18 protein-coding genes and 1 pseudogene are annotated in these 24,816 nt (G+C 39.2%); 10 read left to right on the forward strand and 9 right to left on the reverse strand.

Going from position 1 to position 24,816, the window contains the following annotated elements:
- Window position 1: 1 nt before the first annotated feature.
- Window positions 2-3,700 carry a S8 family serine peptidase gene (locus RB214_RS16535; RefSeq protein WP_309167826.1) on the reverse strand — a complete coding sequence of 1,233 codons (3,699 nt, stop codon included), beginning with the start codon at window positions 3,698-3,700 and terminating at the stop codon, window positions 2-4.
- Between the two features lie 229 nt (window positions 3,701-3,929).
- On the opposite strand from RB214_RS16535, the gene RB214_RS16540 reads away from it, so the two are divergent.
- On the forward strand, window positions 3,930-4,400 hold the full coding sequence (locus RB214_RS16540) for a DUF2721 domain-containing protein (protein WP_309167827.1): 471 nt from the start codon (window positions 3,930-3,932) through the stop codon (window positions 4,398-4,400).
- A gap of 90 nt (window positions 4,401-4,490) precedes the next feature.
- On the forward strand, window positions 4,491-4,943 hold the full coding sequence (locus RB214_RS16545; protein WP_309167828.1) for a cytochrome c: 453 nt from the start codon (window positions 4,491-4,493) through the stop codon (window positions 4,941-4,943).
- A gap of 90 nt (window positions 4,944-5,033) precedes the next feature.
- Here the strand turns inward: RB214_RS16545 and RB214_RS16550 are convergent, their stop codons facing one another.
- The 4 genes from RB214_RS16550 to RB214_RS16565 form a co-directional block, all read right to left on the reverse strand.
- Window positions 5,034-8,156: an efflux RND transporter permease subunit gene (locus tag RB214_RS16550; RefSeq protein ID WP_309167829.1), complete on the reverse strand. Its 3,123-nt coding sequence runs from the start codon at window positions 8,154-8,156 to the stop codon at window positions 5,034-5,036.
- A gap of 12 nt (window positions 8,157-8,168) precedes the next feature.
- Complete coding sequence (locus RB214_RS16555) at window positions 8,169-9,344, reverse strand: efflux RND transporter periplasmic adaptor subunit (protein WP_309167830.1); 1,176 nt, start codon at window positions 9,342-9,344, stop codon at window positions 8,169-8,171.
- Window positions 9,345-9,561: 217 nt separating this feature from the next.
- Entirely contained in the window at window positions 9,562-10,350 is a 789-nt protein-coding gene (locus RB214_RS16560; RefSeq protein WP_309167831.1) for a PhzF family phenazine biosynthesis protein, read from the reverse strand.
- Window positions 10,351-10,422: 72 nt separating this feature from the next.
- Window positions 10,423-11,037, reverse strand: coding sequence for a PQ-loop repeat-containing protein (locus RB214_RS16565; protein ID WP_033013459.1), 615 nt, complete (start codon window positions 11,035-11,037; stop codon window positions 10,423-10,425).
- Window positions 11,038-11,327: 290 nt separating this feature from the next.
- Here RB214_RS16565 and RB214_RS16570 point away from each other — a divergent pair, with 290 nt between their 5' ends.
- Together RB214_RS16570 and RB214_RS16575 are read left to right on the forward strand one after the other, a co-directional pair.
- Window positions 11,328-12,461, forward strand: a complete 1,134-nt coding sequence (locus RB214_RS16570; RefSeq protein ID WP_165743240.1) for a PepSY domain-containing protein — start codon at window positions 11,328-11,330, stop codon at window positions 12,459-12,461.
- Window positions 12,462-12,510: 49 nt separating this feature from the next.
- Window positions 12,511-13,670 (forward strand): annotated as a pseudogene (locus RB214_RS16575) (tetratricopeptide repeat protein).
- Between the two features lie 35 nt (window positions 13,671-13,705).
- Here RB214_RS16575 and RB214_RS16580 read toward each other — a convergent pair.
- The 4 genes from RB214_RS16580 to RB214_RS16595 form a co-directional block, all read right to left on the reverse strand.
- Window positions 13,706-16,522, reverse strand: coding sequence for a hypothetical protein (locus RB214_RS16580; RefSeq protein ID WP_309167832.1), 2,817 nt, complete (start codon window positions 16,520-16,522; stop codon window positions 13,706-13,708).
- A gap of 122 nt (window positions 16,523-16,644) precedes the next feature.
- Window positions 16,645-18,192 (reverse strand): PH domain-containing protein, encoded by a 1,548-nt coding sequence (locus RB214_RS16585; RefSeq protein ID WP_309167833.1) that lies wholly within the window; start codon window positions 18,190-18,192, stop codon window positions 16,645-16,647.
- The gene (locus tag RB214_RS16590; protein WP_182197757.1) at window positions 18,185-18,718 is read right to left on the reverse strand and encodes a PH domain-containing protein; all 534 of its coding nucleotides are present in this window, start codon (window positions 18,716-18,718) and stop codon (window positions 18,185-18,187) included. Before RB214_RS16590 ends, RB214_RS16585 begins: the two co-directional genes overlap by 8 nt.
- A 29-nt stretch (window positions 18,719-18,747) precedes the next feature.
- Entirely contained in the window at window positions 18,748-19,596 is an 849-nt protein-coding gene (locus RB214_RS16595; RefSeq protein ID WP_024605152.1) for a D-hexose-6-phosphate mutarotase, read from the reverse strand.
- A 427-nt stretch (window positions 19,597-20,023) separates the two neighbouring features.
- Between RB214_RS16595 and RB214_RS16600 the strand changes: the two genes are divergently transcribed.
- The 6 genes from RB214_RS16600 (at window position 20,024) to RB214_RS16625 (ending at window position 24,613) form a co-directional block, all read left to right on the forward strand.
- The gene (locus tag RB214_RS16600) at window positions 20,024-20,506 is read left to right on the forward strand and encodes a MarR family winged helix-turn-helix transcriptional regulator (RefSeq protein WP_007580457.1); all 483 of its coding nucleotides are present in this window, start codon (window positions 20,024-20,026) and stop codon (window positions 20,504-20,506) included.
- 99 nt (window positions 20,507-20,605) lie between these two features.
- Window positions 20,606-21,928 carry a carbohydrate porin gene (locus tag RB214_RS16605; RefSeq protein WP_309167834.1) on the forward strand — a complete coding sequence of 441 codons (1,323 nt, stop codon included), beginning with the start codon at window positions 20,606-20,608 and terminating at the stop codon, window positions 21,926-21,928.
- A gap of 129 nt (window positions 21,929-22,057) precedes the next feature.
- Complete coding sequence (locus tag RB214_RS16610; RefSeq protein WP_309167835.1) at window positions 22,058-22,453, forward strand: YbaN family protein; 396 nt, start codon at window positions 22,058-22,060, stop codon at window positions 22,451-22,453.
- Window positions 22,454-22,597: 144 nt separating this feature from the next.
- Entirely contained in the window at window positions 22,598-23,230 is a 633-nt protein-coding gene (locus tag RB214_RS16615) for a PepSY-associated TM helix domain-containing protein (protein ID WP_309167836.1), read from the forward strand.
- Window positions 23,230-23,733, forward strand: coding sequence for a DUF2271 domain-containing protein (locus tag RB214_RS16620; RefSeq protein ID WP_309167837.1), 504 nt, complete (start codon window positions 23,230-23,232; stop codon window positions 23,731-23,733). Before RB214_RS16615 ends, RB214_RS16620 begins: the two co-directional genes overlap by 1 nt.
- Window positions 23,734-23,767: 34 nt before the next feature.
- Entirely contained in the window at window positions 23,768-24,613 is an 846-nt protein-coding gene (locus RB214_RS16625; RefSeq protein WP_309167838.1) for a DUF4198 domain-containing protein, read from the forward strand.
- Window positions 24,614-24,816 lie beyond the last annotated feature (203 nt).

The following is a 24,816-nucleotide window of genomic DNA, read 5'->3' on the forward strand; positions in this document are numbered from 1 at the left end:
ATTACTTTTGTTTACGACGACGCATAAATGCAAACGGCGCTACTAGTAATGTTAACCATGCAAGTGAACCAGACGATCCATTGCTTTCAGGCTCTGGTGTAACTGGCTGAGGGTCAGCAATTGTATCATTAACAACTATTGATACTGTTGTTTCTTCAGCGGTAGTACCTGACGCTTCACGTACTGTATATGTAAAGCTATCTTCGCCAGAAAACTGGGCATTTGGTGTATAATCAATAGTGCCATCTTCCTTAACTGTTGTTGAACCGTTTGAAGGTGCAGATACAACCTCAACAGTCGTTGCTACAAGACTACCCTTAACTCTCACACCTTTATGCGCGGAGAACTCCGCATTTTCTGTTGCCGATGAAGCGACAGCGTCGAATACAAAGCGAGATTCAGCCATATCGTTAGCTAATACGTTAATATTAATTGTTTGCTCTTCGTCAACTTCCACTGAATCTGCAGTAGTGTAATGGCTACGATCTTTTGCAAAAGCTTGATACTGAATATCAACAGTTCCGCCTTTAATCTGATCAACTAGATACCCACTACCAATACCTGCTCCTGTTGGAACTGTATCTATCATTGCACCTACATTACCATCTGCAGACTCGACACCTGCAGAGTAAGGAGAAGGTAAAGTTGGAACATCGATGTAGTTTATACGAACCTCATCAGTACCTTCCTTTAAAATAACTTGGAAAGTGTACTTATCACCTGAAGTGCTTCCATAAAGTTCAACGTCATGCCATTCAACGACAACATAACCACTTTCAAATTTAGCTACATATATATCGCCGCCACCAGTCCCACCCGCCAAATCAAAATCAGCCCATAATGGAGCAATTACACCGCTTGGTGAACTAGCATTAGGCATTGCTTGAGGACTCCATGAGTTAGCTGTATTTACATCAGCGCCAACAGCAATAAAGCCGTTATCTGAGATTGTAAATGCTGAGTACTCTTTACCATCAAAAATAAAATCTGCTTCTACGGTAATCGTTATCTCATCACATCCATCAGGGCAAGATTGTGGGTCAAAACCTTCATCTGCAAGAGAGAGCGTGCCTAAGAGGTCGCTGCTGTTAATGCCAAACTCTTTTGGACCAAGTGTACCTGTCCAAGTTAGCTCCTTGTTGTCTTCACTTAAAGTTACTGCACCAGCGCCATTTGTTACTTCAACTACAGGCGGAGCACCTTTGAGGAGTTCAGCATTTTCATCAAGCTTCACATTTACTGATAACTCATCAGTAAACAAAGTATTATTAAATTGCACACCAATCTTTGCTGGCGTAGAAGAATTTAGTGAGTCTGCATCAACTGTTGCGCTAAATACGCTACTATTTGTGGCTTCATTATCGTAAATAGCAAATGGTAAATGCGCAACTTGTCCTGTTTCAGTGTGAGTCCATACTACATGGCCAAAGTTCCAACCTTTCACACTATTAAAAGTAGAATCAATATCTAAGTTAAATTCAGCTACGTTAGCTTTTATTCCTGCACTGTCAGTACTTGTGGAAACAGAACCATTTGCTTCAAGCATAATAGTACTTGGAGTCACTGTAATTTCAGCACCTTCCATATCTGTTACTATCTTAGCCGTCCACTCTCCTGCCACGTCAGCCATGTTCTCAACTGTATTAGTAAAGCTACATACACTTAAACAACTTGGATCAGCGTATGAACCATGACCAAATGTAAGGGATGCATCTAACGCACTAGGCATATCTAAACGTCCCGCGCCCACATCAAATGCATCAGCTTTCGTTACTAGGTCTTCTTTATGTAAGCCATCCATTTTTGACGAGCTCATTAAAGCTGTTTTAATTTGAATTGCATTCCATTCAGGGTGTGCCTGTTTCATAAGCGCAGCAGCACCAGCTACATGTGGGCTTGCCATACTTGTACCAGTAATCGCATTAAAAGTAATACCATCGCCTTCATCAGGAGAATATGCTGATAAAATATCTGTACCAGGAGCTGCAATATCAGGTTTTAAGAAGCTAGGTTCGCCGTTAGGACCACGAGAGCTTGAGGAGTTCACTGCATCTGTAAATTTCTCTTGAATTGTGCGCTTAACACTTGGATCTAATAATGCAATGACAGACTCTTCAGCCTCAGTTAATAACTCAACTAAACCTAACCCATCTTCTTGGCTAATTGATGATGCTGGAATAGTCGCATCGTCCATAGCCATACCCATAGCTCCGCCAGGGGTATTATTGTGGATAATAACAGCTTTAGCTCCTGCTTTTTCAGCATTTGCAGCTTTGGCTGAAAATGCACAGCTACCACGAGAGATTAATGCTACAGAGTCAGCAAATGATACGTCTTCAGCAAACTCTTCACACCCTTCAAAGTTATCTGGAGCAATCACTTGCGCAGAAATAATAGGTAATGAAGTAGGGTCTGTTAATAAACCATTACTACCTTCAATACTCATGAAGGTCTCACCGGCAACCTCAATCGACTGTGAGAAAAAACGGCCAGTTTGTGTATTAGCTACAGTTAGACCCGATTCGATACAACTTGGACAACCAATTGTCTGGGCACCATTACCGTCATTACCAGCGGCAGTAACAACTACTACACCTGCTTCTTCAGCAGCTTTGAATAAGTCACTGTAGGCACTCGTTGACGGGTTACCACCTGCGCCGCCGCCCCAAGAGTTATTAATAACATCAGCACCATCATTAATGGCTGCTTCTAATGCAGACATTAATGCAACAGTTGTACCGCTACCATTTCCATCAGCCGTATGCCACAGCGCCTTATAAGCCATTAGCTGCGCAGCAGGAGCTACACCTGAAATAGATACGTTATTATCTTTATACGTAATTTCAATAGGATTACCAACTGCAGTACCCGCTACGTGAGTACCATGGCCGTCATAACCTAAAGGAGATCCAATGTATTCATCTGGGTGCAAATTACTAGGGGTTGGGCCAAAAGCACGCGCCACAATTAATTTGTTATTACAAAAATCAGCTTCGCCGCCATCTACACGACAGAAGTCTGGGTTTTCAGCAATGTAAGCAGCTTCTTCTTCGCTAAATTCTGCAGCAGCAAAACCAACATCTGAAAACATCGGGTTTTCAGGGCGAATACCAGAATCTATAATTGCAACTTTAACACCTTTACCAGCTTCAGATTGGCCACCTAAAGCCTCCCATGCTTCAACACCTTTTATAACATCGATAGATGCATCCATTAAGGTATGATATTCAGTATCTAAAAATACTTTTTTAACGCCTGAAAGCTTAGCAAGCGCTTCACGCTGACCTTCCTCACCTTCAACAACAATACCGTTAAATAGCGTACTAAACGAATGAGATACTGAACCACCACTTACAGACGCTGCAACTTGCGCTACACTTTTTTGCTTTGCTTTTAGGTAGCTGTTGTATTTTAAAGCGGGTGCAGAAGATAGCTTAATTTTACTATCGCCCGTTATAACTGCTGAAGTTGCTTCTAGCCCTATAATACCACCTCTGTAAGTCGCTAATGGTTCGTCTTCAAGCTGAATAATATAACGCGCTTTTATAGATATTGTTTTATCTTGAGAATAAGTTTTAACGCTTGAAGTTTCAGGTACATACCCTTTAGAAAAATCAGGTGCTGCAGCTACACCGTATGACATCATAGCTAAACCAATAGCAGTCGATATAGCTGTTTTTCTCATTATTATATTTGACATTATTTCCCCTGAGGTGAGTTTTATATTATTGTACTTATTACCAATCGTAATTGGTCTGTATTTAGAATATAAAACTTTACACCCATCCTGAGCAACACCTTGATTACAAACAAATTACAACTTATGTATGAAAAGGTTACAAAAAATCATAAGTAATTGATTCTTAATAGGTATTATTTATTTTTGCTTTGTAAATGAGTGTAAACACATTAACCCTTTCGAGAAAAGTATGAATAACGAAGTAATAAACATTTTAACCATGGCCAAAGTGATTCAAACAGCTGTCGCTCCTGTATTCTTAATCACGGGTATTGCTGCTACTTTAGGTGTTTTGTCTAATCGCTTAGCACGAATTACCGACAGAGCGCGTTTACTGGAGCGAAGATTAAAAGTAAATACAGATGACGATTTTAGTAAGTCGCTAGCAACAGAACTGCGCGCTTTATTGAAAAGATCTCGTTTTATACACATTGCTTTTAGTTTAAGTGTATTAAGTGCCTTACTTGTATGTGCTGTGGTTATGTTTTTATTTTTGTCGCATATACAATCCATTAACTTAAGCGTGACCATTGCTTGTTGTTTTGTAGCTGCCATGGCGTTACTCATTTGTGCATTTATTTCGTTATTAGGTGAAGTATTTTTAGCAACGCGCAGCATGCGACGAGGCATGATATTTGCCGATATAGGCATTAATGATTAACTTTTCATTAAATCCGTCGTATTCGCTTGAATAAAAATGACGTTGCATACAAGATATTAAATTAGGAATAATACTCAACAGGGGCAAACTATGAAATTTAAAAAAATATTAGCTGGTATAGCATTAGCTACATGTGCATTTAGCGTGTCGGCAAATTCTGCATTTAAAGAGCCAAGTGACGCGATTGAATACCGCCAAGCTGCGTTTTCAATGATCTCAGTGCAAATTGGTGACATGGGCGCAATGCTAAAAGGCAAAGTACCTTTTGACGCAGAGCAATTTAAAATGCGTGCTAACAACGCTGCTGCACTTTCAAAAATGCCATGGGAAGCGTTTTACGAAGGAACAGATAAAGGTGACACAGCTGCACTTGCTGCTGTTTGGGCCGAAAATGCAACCTTTGTTGAAAAAGCGAATGCTTTTGCAGCAAATGCAGATAAGCTAGCGTTAGCTGCTCAATCGGGCGATAAAGCCGTAATTGGTAAAGCTTTTGGCGCATGGGCTAAAGGCTGTAAAGATTGCCATAAGCAATTTAAAGATTAATTATTGTTGTAGCCAGTTTAACAACAATAAATAGATAATAAAAAAGCACTGAGCGTTAATAACGGTCAGTGCTTTTTTTATGTTTTTTATCTACGAGACTTTCACAGCTCGGCTTTTAAATGGGCGTTTAAATACGGCACCAATATCACCTAAAATAATATATAAACACGGTACTAATATAAGCGTTATTAACGTTGCAAACATAACAGCAAAGCCAAGTGCTACTGCCATTGGTATTACAAACTTAGCCTGTAAGCTTGTTTCAAACATAATAGGTAATACACCAGCAAAGGTTGTTATCGACGTTAATAGTATTGCTCTAAAGCGGGCACAACCGGCTTCTATTACTGCATTTTTAACGCTAACACCTTCGCGGCGAACTTGGTTTACATAATCGGTCATTACAAGTGAATCATTTATAACAACACCTGCTGCTGCAATTAAGCCAAATCCCGACATTAAGCTCATATCTAAATCAAACCAGTAATGACCCCAAATAGCCCCGGTTAAACTAAATGGAATAACCGACATTACAATAAGCGGTTGTGAATAGCTTTTAAGTGGCACAGCTAGCAGTATGTATACTAAAATCATTCCGCCAATAAAAAACATTATTTGCTCATTAGCTTGGGCTTGCTGCTCTTCTATTGCGCCACCAAGCTCTGATTTAACACTTGGGAATTCTTCTATTAGCTGTGGCAGTAAGTTTTCTTTTACTTGCTTAACCACTTCGCCTGGCTCAATTTGCTCTTCATCAATATTGCCATAAACATACACGGTACGGTAGCCACCTTCGCGGCGTATATAGCTTATACCTGGCGTTTCTGTTAATTCTACTACATCACCAAGCAGTACTTCTCGCCCTTGTGGGGTGGTAACAACGGTGTGTTTAAGCGATGAAAATGCCTCACGAGTCAGCTTAGGGTAACGTACCATTACACGAACTTCTTCGCCGTTTCGGATTACGCGCTGCGCTTCGCCACCATAAAAACTAGCACCCACTTGATTTGCAATACCTGCTAAATCTAAGCCTAAATCGTAAGCAACAGGTTTAAGGCTCATTTGCACTTCTTTGCTCGCAGGATCTATGGTTGAGCTAATATCAAACAATCCTTTTTGCTGTTGAAGTAATTGAATAAAACGACGACCCGCTTGATTTAAAGTATCTATGTCTGAGCCATACAGTAAATAGCCAAACTCGCCGCCGCCATTACCACCGCCGCCACCAACATCGTCTTGAATAGTTAACGACTTAATACCAGCAATAGTCGGCATAGCCTCACGCCACCGTCGAGAAAGCTCAAATGCATTGTATGGACGTGAATCTTCGTCAACTAATGGAGCTAGTAACTGCGACTCAGTTCTGCCTTGATTAAATACCAACACATCACGAATAATTTTTTGACCAAACTCACGTTCTGTTTCTTCATCGACTCTAAGTACCATAGCTTCTATTTCACGAATAGCCGCAATAGTTTGTAAGTCAGAAACGTTATCGTTCATTTCAACTTGTATTTGCGGAAAGTCGTGCGGCACTTTAGGAGTAGGTACTGTACGTACTTTATTAGACGTAATAAGTGCAATGCTTATTATAAACATAGCAATAAAAGCGAATAACACTGTCCAGCGCCAATCTACACATTTCGCAATAAAACGTTTATATGGACCATTTACAAAACCAAAAAATCGAGTGTTAAAGCGATCGCGCCAGCCACCTTTTTTAATCGGTGAAAAGTGTGTATGTGCAATATGAGCCGGTAATATAAGCTTTGACTCTACAAGGCTAAATACTAAACACAGCATAACTACAACAGCTATACCATAAAAAAAGGCACTTTCTGGACCGCTTGAAAGCGTAAACGGAGCAAACACAGCAATTGTTGTTAGTACGCCAAACGTTGCAGGAGTTGCTACGCGGTTTGCACCACGTACGATGCTTTCGACACCACCACCGCTTTTTTCTACCTCGGTATAGGCGGCTTCGCCTATTACTATGGCATCATCCACCACTATGCCAAGCACCATAATAAACGCGAATAACGAAATAATATTAATGCTGATGCCAAATAACGGCATCATCATCATGGCCCCTAAAAAACAAACGGGTAAGCCAATCATTACCCATAATGCAAGTTTAAAGCGCAAGAATAACGACAGCATAATGGCCACTAAAATTGCACCTTGAAACAAGTTAGCCTTCATCATATCAAGGCGTGCGTTTAGGTAATATGTCATGTCCATTAATGGCTCTAACCTAATACCTGGCGGTAGCTGCTTATTTTTTTGATCAATAAATGTCTTAACCGAATCGGCCACAGGAATTATATTCTGCTCTTGTGTTGCTTTAACCGACATATAAACGGCATTTTCACCGTTAAATTTAAAGTAACGCTCACCTTCGGTAAATTGATCTTTAATAACGGCAATATCTTGCAGTAAAACTTTAGCGCCATACTCACCAATTTTTACCGGGATGTGTCTAAACTCTTCACCCGAGTAAAATTGGTTCTCTACTCGAACAGAAATAACACCCGCATCGGTTTTTAATTGCCCTGCCGAAAAGTTAGCTGAGTAACGACGCACCGCATTCATAACATCACTAAGGGTAAGGTTATATTGGCGAAGCGTATCGGGGTCTATCTCAATTGCAATTTCGTCAAGCGGTACATCGTTTTCAACGAGTGAAACATTAGATAGCTGTAGTAACTCATCTTCTATTTGGTTAGCAATAGGCTTAAGCTCTGTAAGCGATAAATCGCCAACAAGTGTCATACCTATTACATCTTGCCTAAATTCAACTTGGCTTATGGTGACCGGTTCCATACCTGCCGGAAAAGTCGCAATACCATCAACACGTAACTTTACTTTATCAAGCACATCGGTAAGTTCAGCATCAGTGTTTATTTCAAGGCTTGCAGTGCCGCCATTTCTAAAAGCGCGGTACACACCTTTTTTAATTTCGGTTATATCTTTAAGTGACTCTTCAATTTTTATAAGAATACTTTCTTCTATTTCTTGAGGAGAGGCACCTGGGTAGTTAGCTTCAACGTTAATATAGTTAACTTCTATATTTGGAAACATTTGACGCTGAATGGTGAAGTAACTTATAGCCCCCATAACAATGATAAAAAACATCATTAAGTTTGCAGCAACCGAGTTATTAGCAAAGTAGGCAATGAGTCCTGTTTGTTTTTTTTGTATTGATTCGCTCATGTCTAATACACCTTACAGCTGTTGCGTGTTTGAGGTGCTCAACTCTGAGCTTTCAGGTGTAGCTACACCGGCAATTTTAACCTGCATCCCTTTTTGTGGGTATTCAGGCAAAGTAGTAACGAGTTGGTCGTCAGCATTTAAACCACTGCTGATATAAAAGTATTCACCTTCTTCACGAATAACCGTTACTTTACGTGGCTCAAGCTCTTGGCTTTTGTTTACGACCCATGCGGTTTGGTTATTCACTAAAGCTTGCGGTAAGCGGTAAATATTATTAAGCGTAGCCCCTGCAAAATTAACTTGTACGTAGCTACCAAATTTAATAGATGGCTGTTTTGTTTTTAAACCATAAGGGTCTTCAATTCGCACAACTAAACTGCTCATGCGCGTAGCGCTATCTACAATTCCTAAGTCGCGGTCTATTACCCCTTCGCGCGTAAAGCTATTTAGCCCTTTTTGAATCACTGTAGCGGTAATGCCTTTAATACGCTCTGGTAAAAACACGCTATCGAACCCTGCGATAGGAATAATCACTTCAGCGGTCTCAATATTATTGAGTTCAGCAACTTGTGAGCCCATAGTGACAAATTGTCCAACACCTATATTTCGGCTAATCACCAATGCGTCGTAAGGGGCTGTAACATCACAATTATCCAAATCACGTTGCGCGCGCTTTAATGCTGCTTGCGCCGACTTTACAGATGCCTGCGCACTTAACACTTGAGGTTTACGTAAAAATAAATCTGTGCGCGCTTTACTTGGAAAGCGCTTGGCTTCGTCTTCGGCTACTTGAGCTTGAGCTTGTTCTTCTATTAAACCCGCTTGCGCGCGAGCAAGCTCAGCCTCTGCAACAAGTACTGCTGCTTCATAATTATCTTTTTCGATAGTGAATAACGTTTCACCGCGAGCAACTATGCCACCAGCTACAAAATTAGGATGCCAACTTAACACTTCACCCGACACCTGCGCCGAGAGCAGTGTATTTTCAAGAGGCTTTACTTCACCGTAGCTATTAATAATAACTTGATGATCGTTTGCAGCCACTGGCTCAACTTGCACTGTTGGACGAGTATCAATTACTTCTTTTTTTTCTGGCTCTTGTGCAATGGCATTTATTCCCATAAAGCCAACAACACCAACAATTAGCGCTACAAATGGAAAAACCCATCTAAGTGAATTTGTTTGCATATTCTATTATCCCCAAAACTCTATTAACATCATAATACCAGAGCCTTATGAAACATTAAGGTGACATTTGTAAGCAACTGTTACAAATGCGTGTATTAATAGATAAAATAAAGACGGTAATTCAAAAATGACTAGTGGGATTATAAAAAACAACTTGCTAATATGATTTTGAAATGAATAGTTAAACATTATTCCTTGTCAAATATAAAGTTCCTAATTAAATATAAATAGTGCCTTTTAAATACCTTACAGCATGCCCCGTTAAGGTGACGGTTGTATCATCCACTTTGCAAATTAAATGCCCGCCTCTGCTTGAAGCCTGATAAGCACTTAACGTAGTTTTACCCAATTGCTGCGCCCAGTAAGGTGCCAAGCCAGTATGAATTGAGCCCGTTACATAATCTTCGTCGCCACCGCTTGCAGGCCAAAAATAACGAGATATAAAATCATAATCATCACTAGGTGCTGTAGCTACTACATCAAGTGGATAAAGCGCTTTTAAAAGCTCGGAGTTAGTTGTTAATTCAAGTATTTGATCGGCATTTTCATAAATAGCAAAGTAAGCTTGGCGGTTTTTAAGCACTTTACTCGGTTGTATAGACAGGCCATCAAGCAATTGCTGCGGTACATTTTGCACTTTAACCGGTGCTTGTTTAGGAAAGGTCATTGCAAAGCTGCCATCAGCGTTTTTATTAACGATTAGCTCGCCCACCGCATCAGCAATAAAGCGAATTTGCGATATATTATGCTCTTCACATAAAACATAGGCAGCCGCAAGTGTGGCATGACCACAAAAGTCGATTTCCATTAACGGCGAAAACCAGCGAATAACAAAACTTCCATCGTCTTGCAGGCAGGTAAAAGCAGTTTCAGATACGTTATTCTCAGCGCCAATCTTTAGCATTAAATCGTCACTTAACCACGATTCTAGTGGGATCACTGCCGCATAGTTACCTTTAAATAACTCATTCGTAAACGCATCAATTTGATGAATAGCTAATTGCATTGTTTAAACTTTGTAATGATTAATAGCTTAAAACTGCCATACCTAAACTAAATTAGCACTTTTATTTTTGCTTTAAGCCATTACAGGTCGCATTCTATAGTATTGCATACAACCAAATTGCACAGCATTGGTAAGCAATAGCATAATAAACATAAGTAAGTGCGCCGTGCTTGGAGCAACTGTTGTGAGCTCAACAACTAAGCCGCAAATACCAGCAATAAACTGCAAGCTAAAGTAGCGCGCGCTTAAATTACTCACATTACCCGTACGCAATGTTTTATAAGTTTGCGGCATAACACGTACAGAACTCATCACAAGGCCAACATACGTTAAAGCGCTTAATACCGTTGCAGTATCAAGGCTTGAATTTAAAAGCAGTGAAAACGGCAGTAACGAAAAGCCTAGCATAGTAACCAGCTGTACACGTTCTCGTTTAGCTGCGTTGAAACGTGCAAAAAAATATAAAATAAGCCCGCTTAATGCACCGGTTACAATAAATGGTAACGCAATATAATAGCGCTCAAAGAAAATATTGTAGGTTATAAAATAAAGGCTTTGTGCTAATCCAAATGTCATCATTAATAGTGACAAACCAGAGACACTACGATTTTTTCGAATTTTGTTTAGTAATGGTAAAAAACTAAAAACCAAAATAAAAGAAGACAATATAGGCAAATAATGCGCCAAAGCAACCTCGCTCGTTATATAAATGTTAATTAAAAACAGAAATAAAAACATTTAATAAACATCTGTTTTTAAAAGGCTTTTACTATGAGCGCGGCATTGTAGAGCCGCGTAAATTTAACTCAACTAAATAAGACATTCTTATTTTAGGTACTGGCAAGCTAGGTATACAAAAACCGTAGAATTAAGTTCACGGTTTACTTATTTAATAGGAAACCTACTCACAAGCTATCAAATGAAAATGATAGTTGTTATCATGCGCAAGTCATTAACTGCAATATATAAAACTATCTATGAGAAAAACTCTTTTTAAAATTCACAGTTGGATCGCTCTTATAGCTCTCATTCCCTTGATTGTTATTAGTATTACAGGGAGCGTATTAGTTTTTAAAAGTGAAATAGATGGCTTACTTATGCCAAGCAGTCACTATGTTATAAAAGCACTGCCAGAGCGCATGCCAATCGACAAATTAATCGCAAAAACAGAGCTTGCTTACCCTGAGTATGTAGTAGGTAGTTGGGAAATATTTAACGATGATACTGCTGATCGGGTTTACTTAGTTAAACGCGGGACAGAGCAATGGTATAAGTTTCATTTAAACCAGTATACGGGTGACATTTTGTCAGAGCCTGTTGGTACCAGCCATTATTTTACTGATTGGTTTTTAGAACTGCATTACACCTTTTTACTTAACGACTTTAAAAACCTGCCAGGGCAAACAGGCACAGTACTAGGCTTCTTTTTTGCTCTGTTTTTATTGGTATTAGGTATTACAGGACTTATTATTTATCGTAAATTTTGGCAGCGCCTATTTAGTGTGCGCTGGCGTGCAACACTGCAAATTGTACTTAGCGACATTCATAAAATGACGGGGGTGATAGGGTCGCCCATCATTATTATTTTAGCTATTACAGGTGGCTACTTTAACTGGGCGGTGTGGTATCACGAAGTTATTGAACACGCTGAGGAAGAGCACTTTGTACTAACCAAAAACTTGCACAATAGCGATATTTCGTTTCAACACATACTCGATGACAGTAAAAAGCAAATACCCACTTTTAATGGTACGTTTTTAGTTATGCCACTCGAGCCTGACGAAAATATCACCTTATTCGGCGAAGTCGATACAAATAACCCGCTTGCGAGCGAATACGCTAATACGGTTAGCTACGATAAGCAAACAGGCGAACATTTAACTAACTGGGATATTCGCGAAGTAGGCGTTGGCTGGCAAGTAATTGATAGCTTTAGAAAACTTCATTTTGGCTACTTTGCAGGGCTAATAAGTAAAATACTGTGGTGCGTAATTGGTTTGAGCCCAGTGTGGCTAGCAGGTACTGGTTTTTACTTGTGGTTTACCCGCCGTAAACGTAAAAAACAATCACAAAAAAATCGCTCAAGTAAACGCAGTACAGCAAGTGCTTGATTAAAAACCCACCACATTGTAATGTAAAATTTAACAATGGAGTGGGTTTATGATGTTTTATAAAATAGCAGTCTGTATTACTTTTTTATATTTAGTTGGATGTAACACAACCAAGGTTCAGCAAGTAGAACAACAAATAGAGCTTGAACAACTATTAAACCATTCTTTGTTTAATAAACTCGACACTCCTTCTGAGTACAGTATTTTCGAGCTGCCAAATGTTGAAAAAGAACAATTTTTAGCCTATGCCGAAAAACAAAAACAGTCTGAAATCCGTCATGACCGCATTATTTACAACTACCTCGAAAGCAACTTAGCTAACTTTAAATACCACGGCGATACACTTACTTCAGCCCAAGCCTTAAAACTTTCGCAAGGCAACTGCATTAGCTTAGCTGTTTTAACACAAAGCTATGCACAAGCTCTCGGATTAGAAACGAGCTTTCAAGAAGTAACAAGTCAGCCTGTATACGCAAAAGAAAATAATGTTGTTATGTAGCAAGCCACTTTAGAACAAGAGTATACGCCCCAAAAGTAGAGAAAAAAGATGATAATATTGTTGAATTTTTCAGAGCGGGCACCTTAATCGACTACTTTCCTACCCGTCGCAGCTTTTATTCAAGCAGTGCAGATTATAACGATTTAGTTTCTAAGTTTTACAGTAATTTAGCTGCAACAGCGCTAGCAGACAAACTGCTGGATATTGCGTACTCACTTATTCTACAAGCAAACAAATACACTCCCAATGATCCTGAATTATTTAATATAGCGGGCATTTTGCATCGTCGGGCTGGTGATTTACAAAGCGCTAAAAACATCTATCAAACAGCACTTAGTAATAATGAAATAAGCATTAATTTAATCAGCAACTATCAGCTTTTAGCTAAAAAATTAGGCGACGAAGAGCTTGTTAAAGAGCTCACTTCACAATTAGTTAATAAAGAAAAAGACCCATATGAATTACTAGTAATCGCTAAAAACGACTTACAAGCTGGCCACGCTCATCAGGCTAAAGCGCACCTTGAGCAAGCTATTACTAAAGCGCCTTACATTGCTGAGTTATACTTGGAACTCGCAAAAGTTCGCTATCAACAAGGTAATATTAAACAAACACAAACCTTACTTGAGAAAGCTATCGAACTAGAACGTGATAACCAAAAAATCGATGTATATCAAGCTAAGTTACTGTCGTTACAAATGGACAAATAACAATGACTTAGCCAAACCGTGGTTAACTTTAAACGCTAAAGGGAATAATAAAAGCTCAGCCACGCTCGCATTTCATCCTCAAAACTGTCGCCTTCTACTCGCGACAGTCCCATATTAAATATTAAGTCATTTATACCAGCAGGCCCCATTCCAAAACTAAAATCACCTTGGTGTTTTATCCCGTAACTTTGTGCATATACGGTGCCGTCGAGTTGATGTTGCTTGGAATAAAGCCACGGCATGCCTTCTTTAAAGCTAAAGCCGCCACCGTAGCCTTGATAGCGCTTTGCAGTTGCGCTGTAAAAGGGCAGATCAGATGAAAGTACATGTTCACTACTTTGTTGCTGATTAATAAGATTTGAGCTAAAACCACCTAATGCAAGGCTGCTGTCATCACGTTGCTTTTGAGAAAAGTTTGCATAAAGAGGAATACCAAACGCCTTACCAAAAATTTTGGCGGCTAAATCGTAACCTTGCCAATTACTACTTTTACTACTGCCATCGTACCAACTCGCATAAACACTTTGGCCTATCACAAAGTCTTGACGATCATATTGCCAATTTTGGGCAACGCCTAAACGCGTCCAATTTTTATGGCTTTGTTTATAATCAGTGTAATTGTAGGCAAGCTCTGGCGTTAAACTTAACTGCCCAAATTTAACGGGGTAACTTATTGCAGCAAAACCACCACGGGCATCCATATCTGCATTTAGGCTTTGTTGATACTGGCGCGATGTATTTAAATTATAGTCAAACAGTGCAAGTTTCAGTTTTACATCAAGCGCATTATATTTTGCCTGCACATAACCACCGTGCAGTGCTCCATCGTGTAAGTCAGTGCTATATCCCGCTTGTAAGTCGAGCTGCTTTAATAAGTCGCTACTTTTAATGCTTAAATCTAACAAACTTGTTGAAGCCGAATAATACTGCGTTCCTAGTGCAAAAGTAGCGTGCTGATCGAGTACGTTGTAATTTGTCTGCTGCGTTGTTTGGTGCGTATATATTTTAGCTTTTGGAAGTGTATGTTCGTTTACTATTAGCAGCGGTGCTTTTTTGTTAGCCGAAAATTCAGTAACTACAGTGCTCTTTATAGCTTTTGGCAGTGTTTTTATATTTGGCCCATCTGCGGTTATCGAAAAATAGAGTAACGAGCCATCGGCCATTTCAATCGGGTGGGCAACGGCTTCCTGCCCCTGAGTTAACTTGGTAAGTGTTTTACTCTCTATGTTGTAGTTATAAATATCAGTAGTGCTATTTAAGCCTGCAACAAAGTAAAGTGACTCGCCATTAAAACTAAAGCTCGGCTGGCTTAAATATTGATACCCGTTTGGCATAGGTACTAATTGCTGCTGACTGCCACCTACATCTTGTATATACAATTGCCAGTTTTCATTTAATGACGTTGATAAATAAGCTAATTTAGTTTCATCAGGACTGAGTATTGGATAATCGTAAGTTGTCTCAAGGCTTTTTGTAAATAATGGTGTGGTGGTTTGCGTATTGAGATCAACCTTTACTAATTCAGAGTAGCCATCTCTTATTTGCTCGCCATACAAGGTTTCACTGTTACTGGTTACGCTAAATCGTCGTATACCAGCAAGTTTGGTAAGCTGTGTGATATATCCAGTGTCAGTGTTATAGCTAAATATATCAGACACTTTGTTATAAATACCCGACTCTTCATTGCTGTACGCATTAAAATACAACGTTGTGTTATTTACCCATTGCGGGTTTGCAATACCAGCTCGGTTAATTTGATTAAGCACTTGTTTTTGTTCGCGCTTAAATACTCTTGGCGCTGTATCGGGGATGTCTTGTGCATCGTTTTCGAGTAGCTCTTTTTGCGCTTTAGTAAACTCCTCTTGCGCCTTTATGTTGTCACCCGTGCTATAAATTATAAGCTTGGTATTGCTCTCTTTGTCTCGCTCAACAATTGCAATTTTACTACCATCTTTTGAAAGTACAGGGTTACTTGCATATAAGTTAAGTTCAAGCCAAAGTTCACTATTAAGTAACGGCTCTCCTTGTTCTATTTGCATTGCTTTATAGGTATATTCAGCTATAAATCGGCGATATAGCTTGGCTGCACTTTGCCCAAACACACCGCTAAATGCCTCATCAAAGTCACGCGTTTTTACGCCTTGCATTCGCGTCCAAACACTATCGAGTGTTTGCTCTGAATAGTTTTGCTCTAACCAATTTAAAAAGCGACTACCCATTAAATACGCCATTGAGCCGCCCATAAAGCCCTGCTCGCCATTTAATTGCCCATAGGTTGGCAAAGCACCTTGCTGAGCAAATTCTCGCAGTATTGACTCTGAGTAGTTATCAAATAAACGCCCACGGCCCGTCATTTTAGACTCAATCAATGTGGCATAACCTTCGGCTACCCAGCGCGGTGTATCACTGTAAGTTAAGTCGTATAAATCCCATATGCCACGTACTTTTTGCTGCCAGTCATTGCGTGTAGGCTGTGCTAAGTGTACTAAGTGAATATATTCATGCAGTACAAGTAACTGCTGCCAGCCAGCGCTGTTTGATATAACGGTGTCGGATTGTGGTGGGGTTGTAAAAAGCGCCATTACAGGATTATTTGAGGTAGGTAGCGCAAAGCCATTTGCCGCATTTAGGGGATCAAACACCACTACATCAACTGTTTTATCAAGTGCTCGGTTTTGCTGCTCAAGCACTTTGGTGCGTACTATTTCAAGCTCTGTTGCAGTTGATTTAGCAAAATCAGCATGCTCAATACTGTAGTGAATATTAAAATGTTCAGTATGAATAGTTTGCCAATCGGCTGCAAAGCTCGGTGCTGCTAGTAATAAAGCTGATGCGATAAGTGTTTTTTTCATGAGCGTCCCTAAAATAATTCCTTAATACCACCTAGGGTATTATTAAATGTCTTTCATGGGCAGTAAGAAAGTGTAATAAAACATGTGAAAATGGTAATTTACACATGCTTTATTAGGGTAATTTACATCCAGCTGCGAGTATCTGACTCAATCTGCTTAATTGTAAAATCAATAATAAAGTCAGCATCTTGCTGCTTTATGTAGGGCATAAACGCAAAGCCTGAAGCAAGCTGTATATACAGGCTTTTTAAGCCTGAGTTTCTCATTAAGTACGTACTTATACTGCGTGCGCTTTGTGCTTTATAAAGTTCAAACACACGGTAATGCACACCAATCATACCTTTGCGTACAACCATGTAAAATCGGCCATTATCCTCATGCATGTAATAACCATAACGCTGATACGATAAAGTTACCAAGCCAGAAAATACCACCAAAATACCAAGGCTTATCAAAGTATTAATATCAGCAATAAAACAAAAGCCAAACACTAATGCACTGGGTAACAGTGAATAAAAGCCTAAATTTTTATACAAAAGCGCGCGTTCTGCGCGCTTAAAAGCGAGTTTTTTACTATTAAACCACGGGTAAATCCATTGGCATACACTATCAACTTGTTCGCTATTTAATACAGGTAATACTAAGGTTTGTTTATTTTTTTTAGCCGCAGCACCGGCTGCTATTCCGCCGCTACTTGCTTGTAAACACTCAACGGTAAATCGCTTTAGTAATCGCCCCATTAGGTTTTGTTTAATAACAATAGATTGCACCTTGTCCATGCTCATAGAAAGCTGATGGCGCTCTAACAAGCCAGCAATACGTTTAAACTTTTGACCTTTAAAATAAAGCTCAAAATTATAAAAGCGAATAAGCGACATAGTCACCGATAGCATTACAGCCACCACAACTAACAAACCAATTAAGGTGATCATCGCAAAGGTAGCAGCGCTGGCCAGCATACCAAGCTCTTGTTGATAAAAGCCTTCTACTTTGGTAATAATTTGCTTCTCTAAAAAATCAACAATTAGGTTTATAAAAGGAGCAAAAGCAGCGATTGCTAAAATAGCCATATTCGACATTAAACCAAATTTGGCTATTTCTTTATTGCTAATGCTTAGGCTGTTTTCGATAGTGTCTGTTTCGCTTTGTTCAGTATTTGGTGCTTCTTGCTGTTGCTGCGCTTTAAAATCAAATATTTGTTTACGAATTTGCTGTGCATAATCTTTAGTGACACCAGGTAAAACAACTTCTTGCGACACACTGCCAGCGGCATCAAAAATACAATTAACTAAGTTTACGGGGGTAAAATAAAACGGCTCGGCAATATTAACGTTTTGCACGCGGCCAAATTTAAGCGTAAGTCGCTCTTTTTTAAATACACCTTTGTTAAGCAATATTTCGTTGTCGCTACTAATACTAAACTTAAAATTTAAATAATATAAAAATGAGTAAACAAGTAGCAAAATTAGTGCAATACCGCCTGCAACCTGCGCCCAAAACAACTTATTTTCTACTTGAGTAACAAACACGACAAGCATGGGCAGTAAGTTTAAAAGGCCATCTTTTACAAAGCGCACACTAAAGTGCACAACAAAGTATAAAAGTGCCCAGGGCGATACTTTTTGCCAGTAAATAGGGCTGGCTTTATCTTCGATAGTTGTATTACTCATCGACTAAAGCTGCCTGAGTAGTTGCGTCGTCTTGGCGGTAGTTTTGTACAAATTGGCGCATATTTTTACAATCATCATGGGTTAGCCCGCTAATTTGTAAATCGGCACTTACACCGCCAGCGCTAAATAATTTAATGCTTGCAAGGCTAAGTTTTCGCTCTATTGGCCCTTGGTGTATTTCCATATGCTGTACACGCGCTAAAGGTAATACCGTCACTTGTTGCCAAATAACGCCTTTTTTAAAAGCAATGTCATGATCTCGCACTGCAAAACCTCGCAACCTCACACTTATCATGTTGTACGCCATAGATACGGCCACCAAAATTGGCATGCCAATTAGTAAATATGTTTGTGCGTTATTAGCAAAGGCTTCATTAAAATAACAAACAGCAATAAGCGCTCCAATTAGCGGTACATAAAACAGAAGCGAGCTAAGTTGTGTATGTAATAAGGCTTTATCAGCCAATGGCTTAAAGCTAATATCACTATGCTTTGGTAAATCCATTATTTGTTGATTGTTAAACACTATTTATCCCTATTACTGCTTTTGATTACTTACCAGCTAATGGTGGTTATTAAGGTGTGGCTTTGTTTTGGTTCAAGCGTTACTTTATCTGTCAATACGTTAGCAGCCTCTAAGCAGAGCATCGTTTTATACTCATCGTCAGCAAAATTAGATAAGCGCTTTGATTTTTCTATCCATGGGTTCCACAGTACACACGAACTTGAGTTTTCGCGGCTCACATTAATAACACCTTCTGGCGTATTAATAGTTTGCATTGTATTTGCTTGTGTATAAACCATGTCGGTTTCGCGATTAAAGCTTACAACATCATTTTGTACAAATGGCCCTTCACTAAACTCAATATATTGCGCACCTTGCAAACCATCTACATGGGTATTTGTAATGTCTGATGTAGGAAAATAGGTATGCAGCGCTTGAGTAAAGCTAAATGGCACACTCCCTAAGTTAGTAGTAGTTAAGCGAACCTGTAATTTATCGCTTAATACAAACTCAACTTTTAATGCTGACTGATGTGGCCAATACGTTGTATTAACTAGCTTCATAGGTAACTTTAAACTAACTGTAATTTGCTCATCAGATTCGTGTACTTCATCGGCTTGCCATACGCTTGTGCGCGCAAAACCGTGGGCAGGCCACCCATCATTAGCGTGTGTACCAAACCACGGCCAACAAATAGGAATACCGCCTCGAATACTCGCTCCTTCTTGATAGGTTTCCTCTTGTGAAACCCAAATAAGTGGCTTGTTATTTTTAGGGATAAACTCGGTAATTTGCCCACCTTGCAAAAATATTTTTGCGTCGCACTTTTCACTAGCTACTTTAATAAACTCAAGTCCGGATTCGCTTTGCTCAATGCTAACTGATGGCGATAATTTCATACCTTCCCCTATAATACTGATACTAAAGATTTTTAATGTTTACATCTAAACAATAATGCATGCTTAAAGTATACGCTATTGATATTAAATATTGATTGCTGAATTTGTTCATTGCCGATTAATACATATACAGTAAACTCACAAACAATTACTTTGTACTAACAGCTGTAAATGAATAATACTAAAGTCTATACAATAAGACTTGCCAATTATTCACAACATACGTACTGTGCGCAACTTAATGCACACAAGGTGCTAAGAAAATTTACCAATATTTAAACAATATAATTTTACATTAGTTACTGCTCTAACTATTAAAAACCAATAAAAGCGGGCTAAAGTACAATATATTATTTGAATTCAATTTATTTGATGTGTAACATTTCGCGATTACGGCAAACTACCGCCCCATCGACGAGATAAGCAAATGCAAAAATATGACGAGTTATTGGTTTCTTTACGTAAAGTTATCCGCGCGATTGACTTACATTCTAAGCAGCTAAATAAAACTTCGGGTTTAACTGGCCCACAATTGCTTATAATGCAAGAAGTTAAAAAAACCGATGGAATAACGGCGAGCCGTATTGCTCAAAATGTAAATTTAAGCCCAGCAACGGTTACCAATATTCTCGACAGAATAGAAAGCAGAAACTTAGTAACACGCGTACGCAGTCAAATGGATAAACGCAGAGTGAGCTTATACCTCACCGATAAAGGAAAAGAGTTACTTGATAAAGCACCTCAGCCATTGCAAGAACACTTTATTGAAAAGTTTTCTGCGCTTGCTGAGTGGGAACAGAGCCTTTTACTCTCATCAATGCAGCGTGTAGCCGCGATGATGGATGCAGATAAATTAGATGCATCGCCCCTTCTAGAAGTTGGTGCACTTACTCAAGCTCCTAAAGAATAAACAATAAAAAAAACACATAGTTTTGTACTTACTCTAAACGTAAGGCGTTTTCTGACGTCTTGAATTTTTTATTTTTTAATCACAAGCAGAGCGGCTATTATGACTAAACTCTCAAAATTAACACTAGCACTAGTCCTAGGTGGTGTTACAAGCACTTCTTATGCGTCTGATGATCTAGACACACTACAAAGCCAACTTAAACAGCTAAAGCAACAAATGCAACTGCTTGAAAATAAGTTAGCTGATGAAAAAACAAAACAACAGCAAATTAATAAGCAGCACGAACAACAAGTTGCAAACATCAGTAAAAAATCTGATCAAAAAGTAGTTGAAGTTGCCGCAGCTGAACCTGAGAAAAAAGATGAAGGCATTAAAGTTGGTGGAGCAATACGCTTTAATTACAGCACCAACACATACGATGAAGATACCCAAGATCGCGGTGGCGATTTTGATTTTGATATTTTCCGTATAAATGTATCTGGTGAAATTAACGATATTTCACTGAACGGTGAAGTACGTTTTTACGATTATATGACCGTTGTTAAATATGCTTACTTAGGTTACGAGTTTGCAGATGGCTGGGAAGGACAAGCAGGTATTGCACCCGTGCCTTTTGGTAATGGCCCATATAACTCACACAACTACTTTTTTAGTACTAACTACTATGTTGGCCTAGAAGATGACTTTGATTTAGGTGTAGTAGTAAAACGTAAACTTAAAGATAACTGGAAGCTAGACCTAGGCTTTTTCAAAAATGATGAGCTAGGTGGAGTAGACGGTGGTTCCGATAAAAGCAAGCGTTACTCTTACGATATAGTTGGAAGTGGTACTTATGATTCTGAAGCTGGGATTACTGAAGGTAACAATATTGGTGAATACAATACGTTTGCCGGGCGTGCGACGTATCAAATTGAGCACAGCAAAAATATAACTACCGATGTGGGTGTATCATTATTAAGTGGTGGCTTACATGACGGTAACGACCGTGCAGGTAACTACGGTGCATGGGCATTTCATGTTGATAGCACAATTAACAACTGGAATATCCAATTTCAACACGGTGAATACGACTACGACCTAGATGACAGTAGCGACCGTTTTGTTGTTGGTGCGTATGCTTATTACGATACCGTATCTAGCGAAGCAACTATGACTAACTTTAACGTTGCTTATAATTACTCGCTTGATTGGGGCCCAGTTACCGACATTCAATTTTACAACGATTACGGCATTATTTATGACAAGTCTGACGACAGCGCAGATACATGGATGAACGTAACGGGTATGAGTGTTGCTGCAGGTGGTTTCTTTAGTTACTTCGACTTTATTCAAGCACGTAACCAGCCATTTATTGGCGGAACAATTATTGGTGATGGCGATACAGAACGTCGCTTCAACATCAACGTAGGTTACTACTTCTAGATAAGTAAAACCTATTTTATAAATTTAAAAGGGCAAACTAAGTTTGCCCTTTTTTATGTTTTTACACTTCGATTTTATAACTATTTGGCCTACAATCGAAAGTATCAGCCATTACTAAAAAGAGCCTAAGTGAATATAAAAGCAGTGTTTATTTGTTATAAAAACTTATGGTTTAAAGCGCTTGGCTTAATACTTGTAGCCTTGGGTATTATTGGCATTGTGTTACCGGTCATGCCTACCACTATATTTTTTATTTTAGCGCTCACCTGCTTTACTCGCTCATCACCCGCGCTCGAACAATGGCTGTTAAACCACCCTCGTTACGGTGCAACTTTGCAACAATGGCAAGCCCATAAAGTAGTGCCTGTAAAAGCCAAATGCTACGCCGCCATTGGCATGTTAATTGGATTTATATTTTTACTGTATTCAGCCGCCCCTATTTGGGTTATTTATCTCGTTGCAGTAATAGAAGTATTGGTAATGATTTACCTTATTTTAAGACCTTCCAGCCCTCCTAAACAGTAAATAGGCACTTTATGGTTAAGTCTCACTTTTTAACCGGTATATATCCTTTATTTTTAAAGTTTTTATGTAAAGATAAGTAAGTAAATTTGTAATAGCTAATGCAAATCATTATCATGTTGTAAATTTAATTTATTAACTGTTTTTATGTCGTTTATTAATAAGCGGGCTTTGTATAGTACAAGCCGTGCTCTACATATTTATATTTCTACAGCTTTGTTTTTTTTGCTTATTTTATTTTGCGTTAGCGGCATTGTGCTTAATCACGTCGATTGGCTTAAAAACGATAAAAATAACGGTCAAGTAACCGCAACGATTCCTGCAGAGCTAGTTACTAAAGCAAATGCACAGCTAAATACGTTGCCTACGCTATATCCTGAAATAGAAGCTTATTTAGCTAAGCAGTATTCACTCACAAAAGTAAAAAGTATTGAGTGGGAAAAAGAAGATGCACTTGTCATGCTCGACTACCCACTACCAGCGGGGTTTGCTTATGCCGAACTCGACTTTACAACTGGCGAGCTCAAACTTGATTACCAAACAGGTGGCTTTTTAAGCCTTATTGGCGACTTACATAAAGGTCGCTACACCGGCAAGGTATGGAGCTGGGTAATTGATATATCGGCCGTATTAATGATTTTATTTGCCATTACCGGCATGATTATTTTATTTCAAAATAGAAAAAAACGCTTAGCAGGAATATGGATAACCGTACTAGGAGTCGCAACTCCACTGGTTATTTATTTATGTTGGGTTCCACAAATAAAAGGAGTGTCTTAATGGTTAAATTATTTATAAGCGCCACGTTACTACTTGTAGCTGCGTTTTTTCAAACATCAGCGCATGCGCAAACACCACAGCTAGAGGTTGAATTAACGCTTCCCGACTTAGAAGTACAACCATATCACCGCCCATACGTTGCAGTTTGGCTTGAAACACCAGAGCGCAAACACGTTACAACGCTGGCACTTTGGGTGCAAAAAGCAGAATGGTTTAAAGATTTACGCCAATGGTGGCGTAAAGCTGGTAAAACCGACATTAATTTTGACGGCATTAGCGGCGCAACCAAACGCGCAGGTACTTACACCATAAATTGGCAAGGTAATGATTTAGACGGTAACCCAGTAAAACCAGGTAAATACTTACTAAATATTGAAGTTGTACGCGAAGAAGGCGGCAGAGACTACACCCGCGTTGAGCTTGATTTAACTAAATCAGGCAAACTAACAATTGATGGTAAAAACGAGTTTTCTAAAAGCTTCGTCACTGTAAGCACTAAGTAGCTGCTACTTAATCATTTGAATTTAAGGAAATACAATGAAAATTAATTTATTAAAAACGGCATTAATCGGCGCATTGAGCTTATCTGCTTTAGTGTCAACTTCAGCAAGTGCACACGGACGTTGGTTACTACCTTCGCATACATCTTTATCAGGCGATAAAGCGCATTACGTAATGATTGACGCAAGTATTTCAAACGAAATTTTTGCACCAGACAAAGCCTTTAAACCTAAAGAAAAAGGCGCAGAGTACGACGACACATTATTAATGGCACTTGCGCCTAATGGTGAGCCAGTATCTGAAACCATTCGTGCTTATTACTTAAAGCGTAAAAGCTCAGCTGCAGTAAGCTTAACAGAGCAAGGCACTTACCATATTGCAATGACCCAAAAGCCAATGTACATGACCTTCTATAAAAACGAAGAAGGTAAGCGCAAGCGCGTATTTGGTAAAAAAACAGACGCCGAGTTACCTAGCAATGCAAAAGATGTAACTACAACGAAGGTTGTTTCAACAGTAGATACATTTGTAAGCCGAAATGGCACCTCAAAGCCTGCACAGTTAGGTTTAGGCTTAGAGCTTAGCGGTGCAACTCATCCAAATGACTTATTTGTAGGTGAGCAAGCACATTTCCAACTTCTACAAGATGGCAAACCTGCAGGTAAAGGTATTGAAGTAAGCATTTTAAAAGGTGACACTCGTTACCGTAACGAGCGTGGCGAAGTAAAAGTAACTACCGATAAAAATGGTATATTCACAACTACGTGGAAAGAGCCTGGCTTATACCTAATAGAAACATCTAACGATGTTGAAGTAAACGAAGAAGGCGTAGACGCTGGCCGTTATGCTTTATTCACAACACTTGAAGTTGCGCCTGAATAATTTTATTCACGTAGGTTAGCACTTTATAAAGGCTGAGCACTTGCTTGGCCTTTTTACTTTTTAATAACTTTTATCCACGCTCCCCTTGAATTCGCAACCATTCGACACAAGATTGCAACTGAAACGATCCAAACGTCTCTATCGTTCGTAAACACTGACCTTATGTGTTAACAACTTAGAATATCTTAGATAGTTTTTATCTT

The organism is Pseudoalteromonas sp. HL-AS1 (assembly GCF_031198785.1).
Taxonomy (GTDB): domain Bacteria; phylum Pseudomonadota; class Gammaproteobacteria; order Enterobacterales; family Alteromonadaceae; genus Pseudoalteromonas; species Pseudoalteromonas distincta.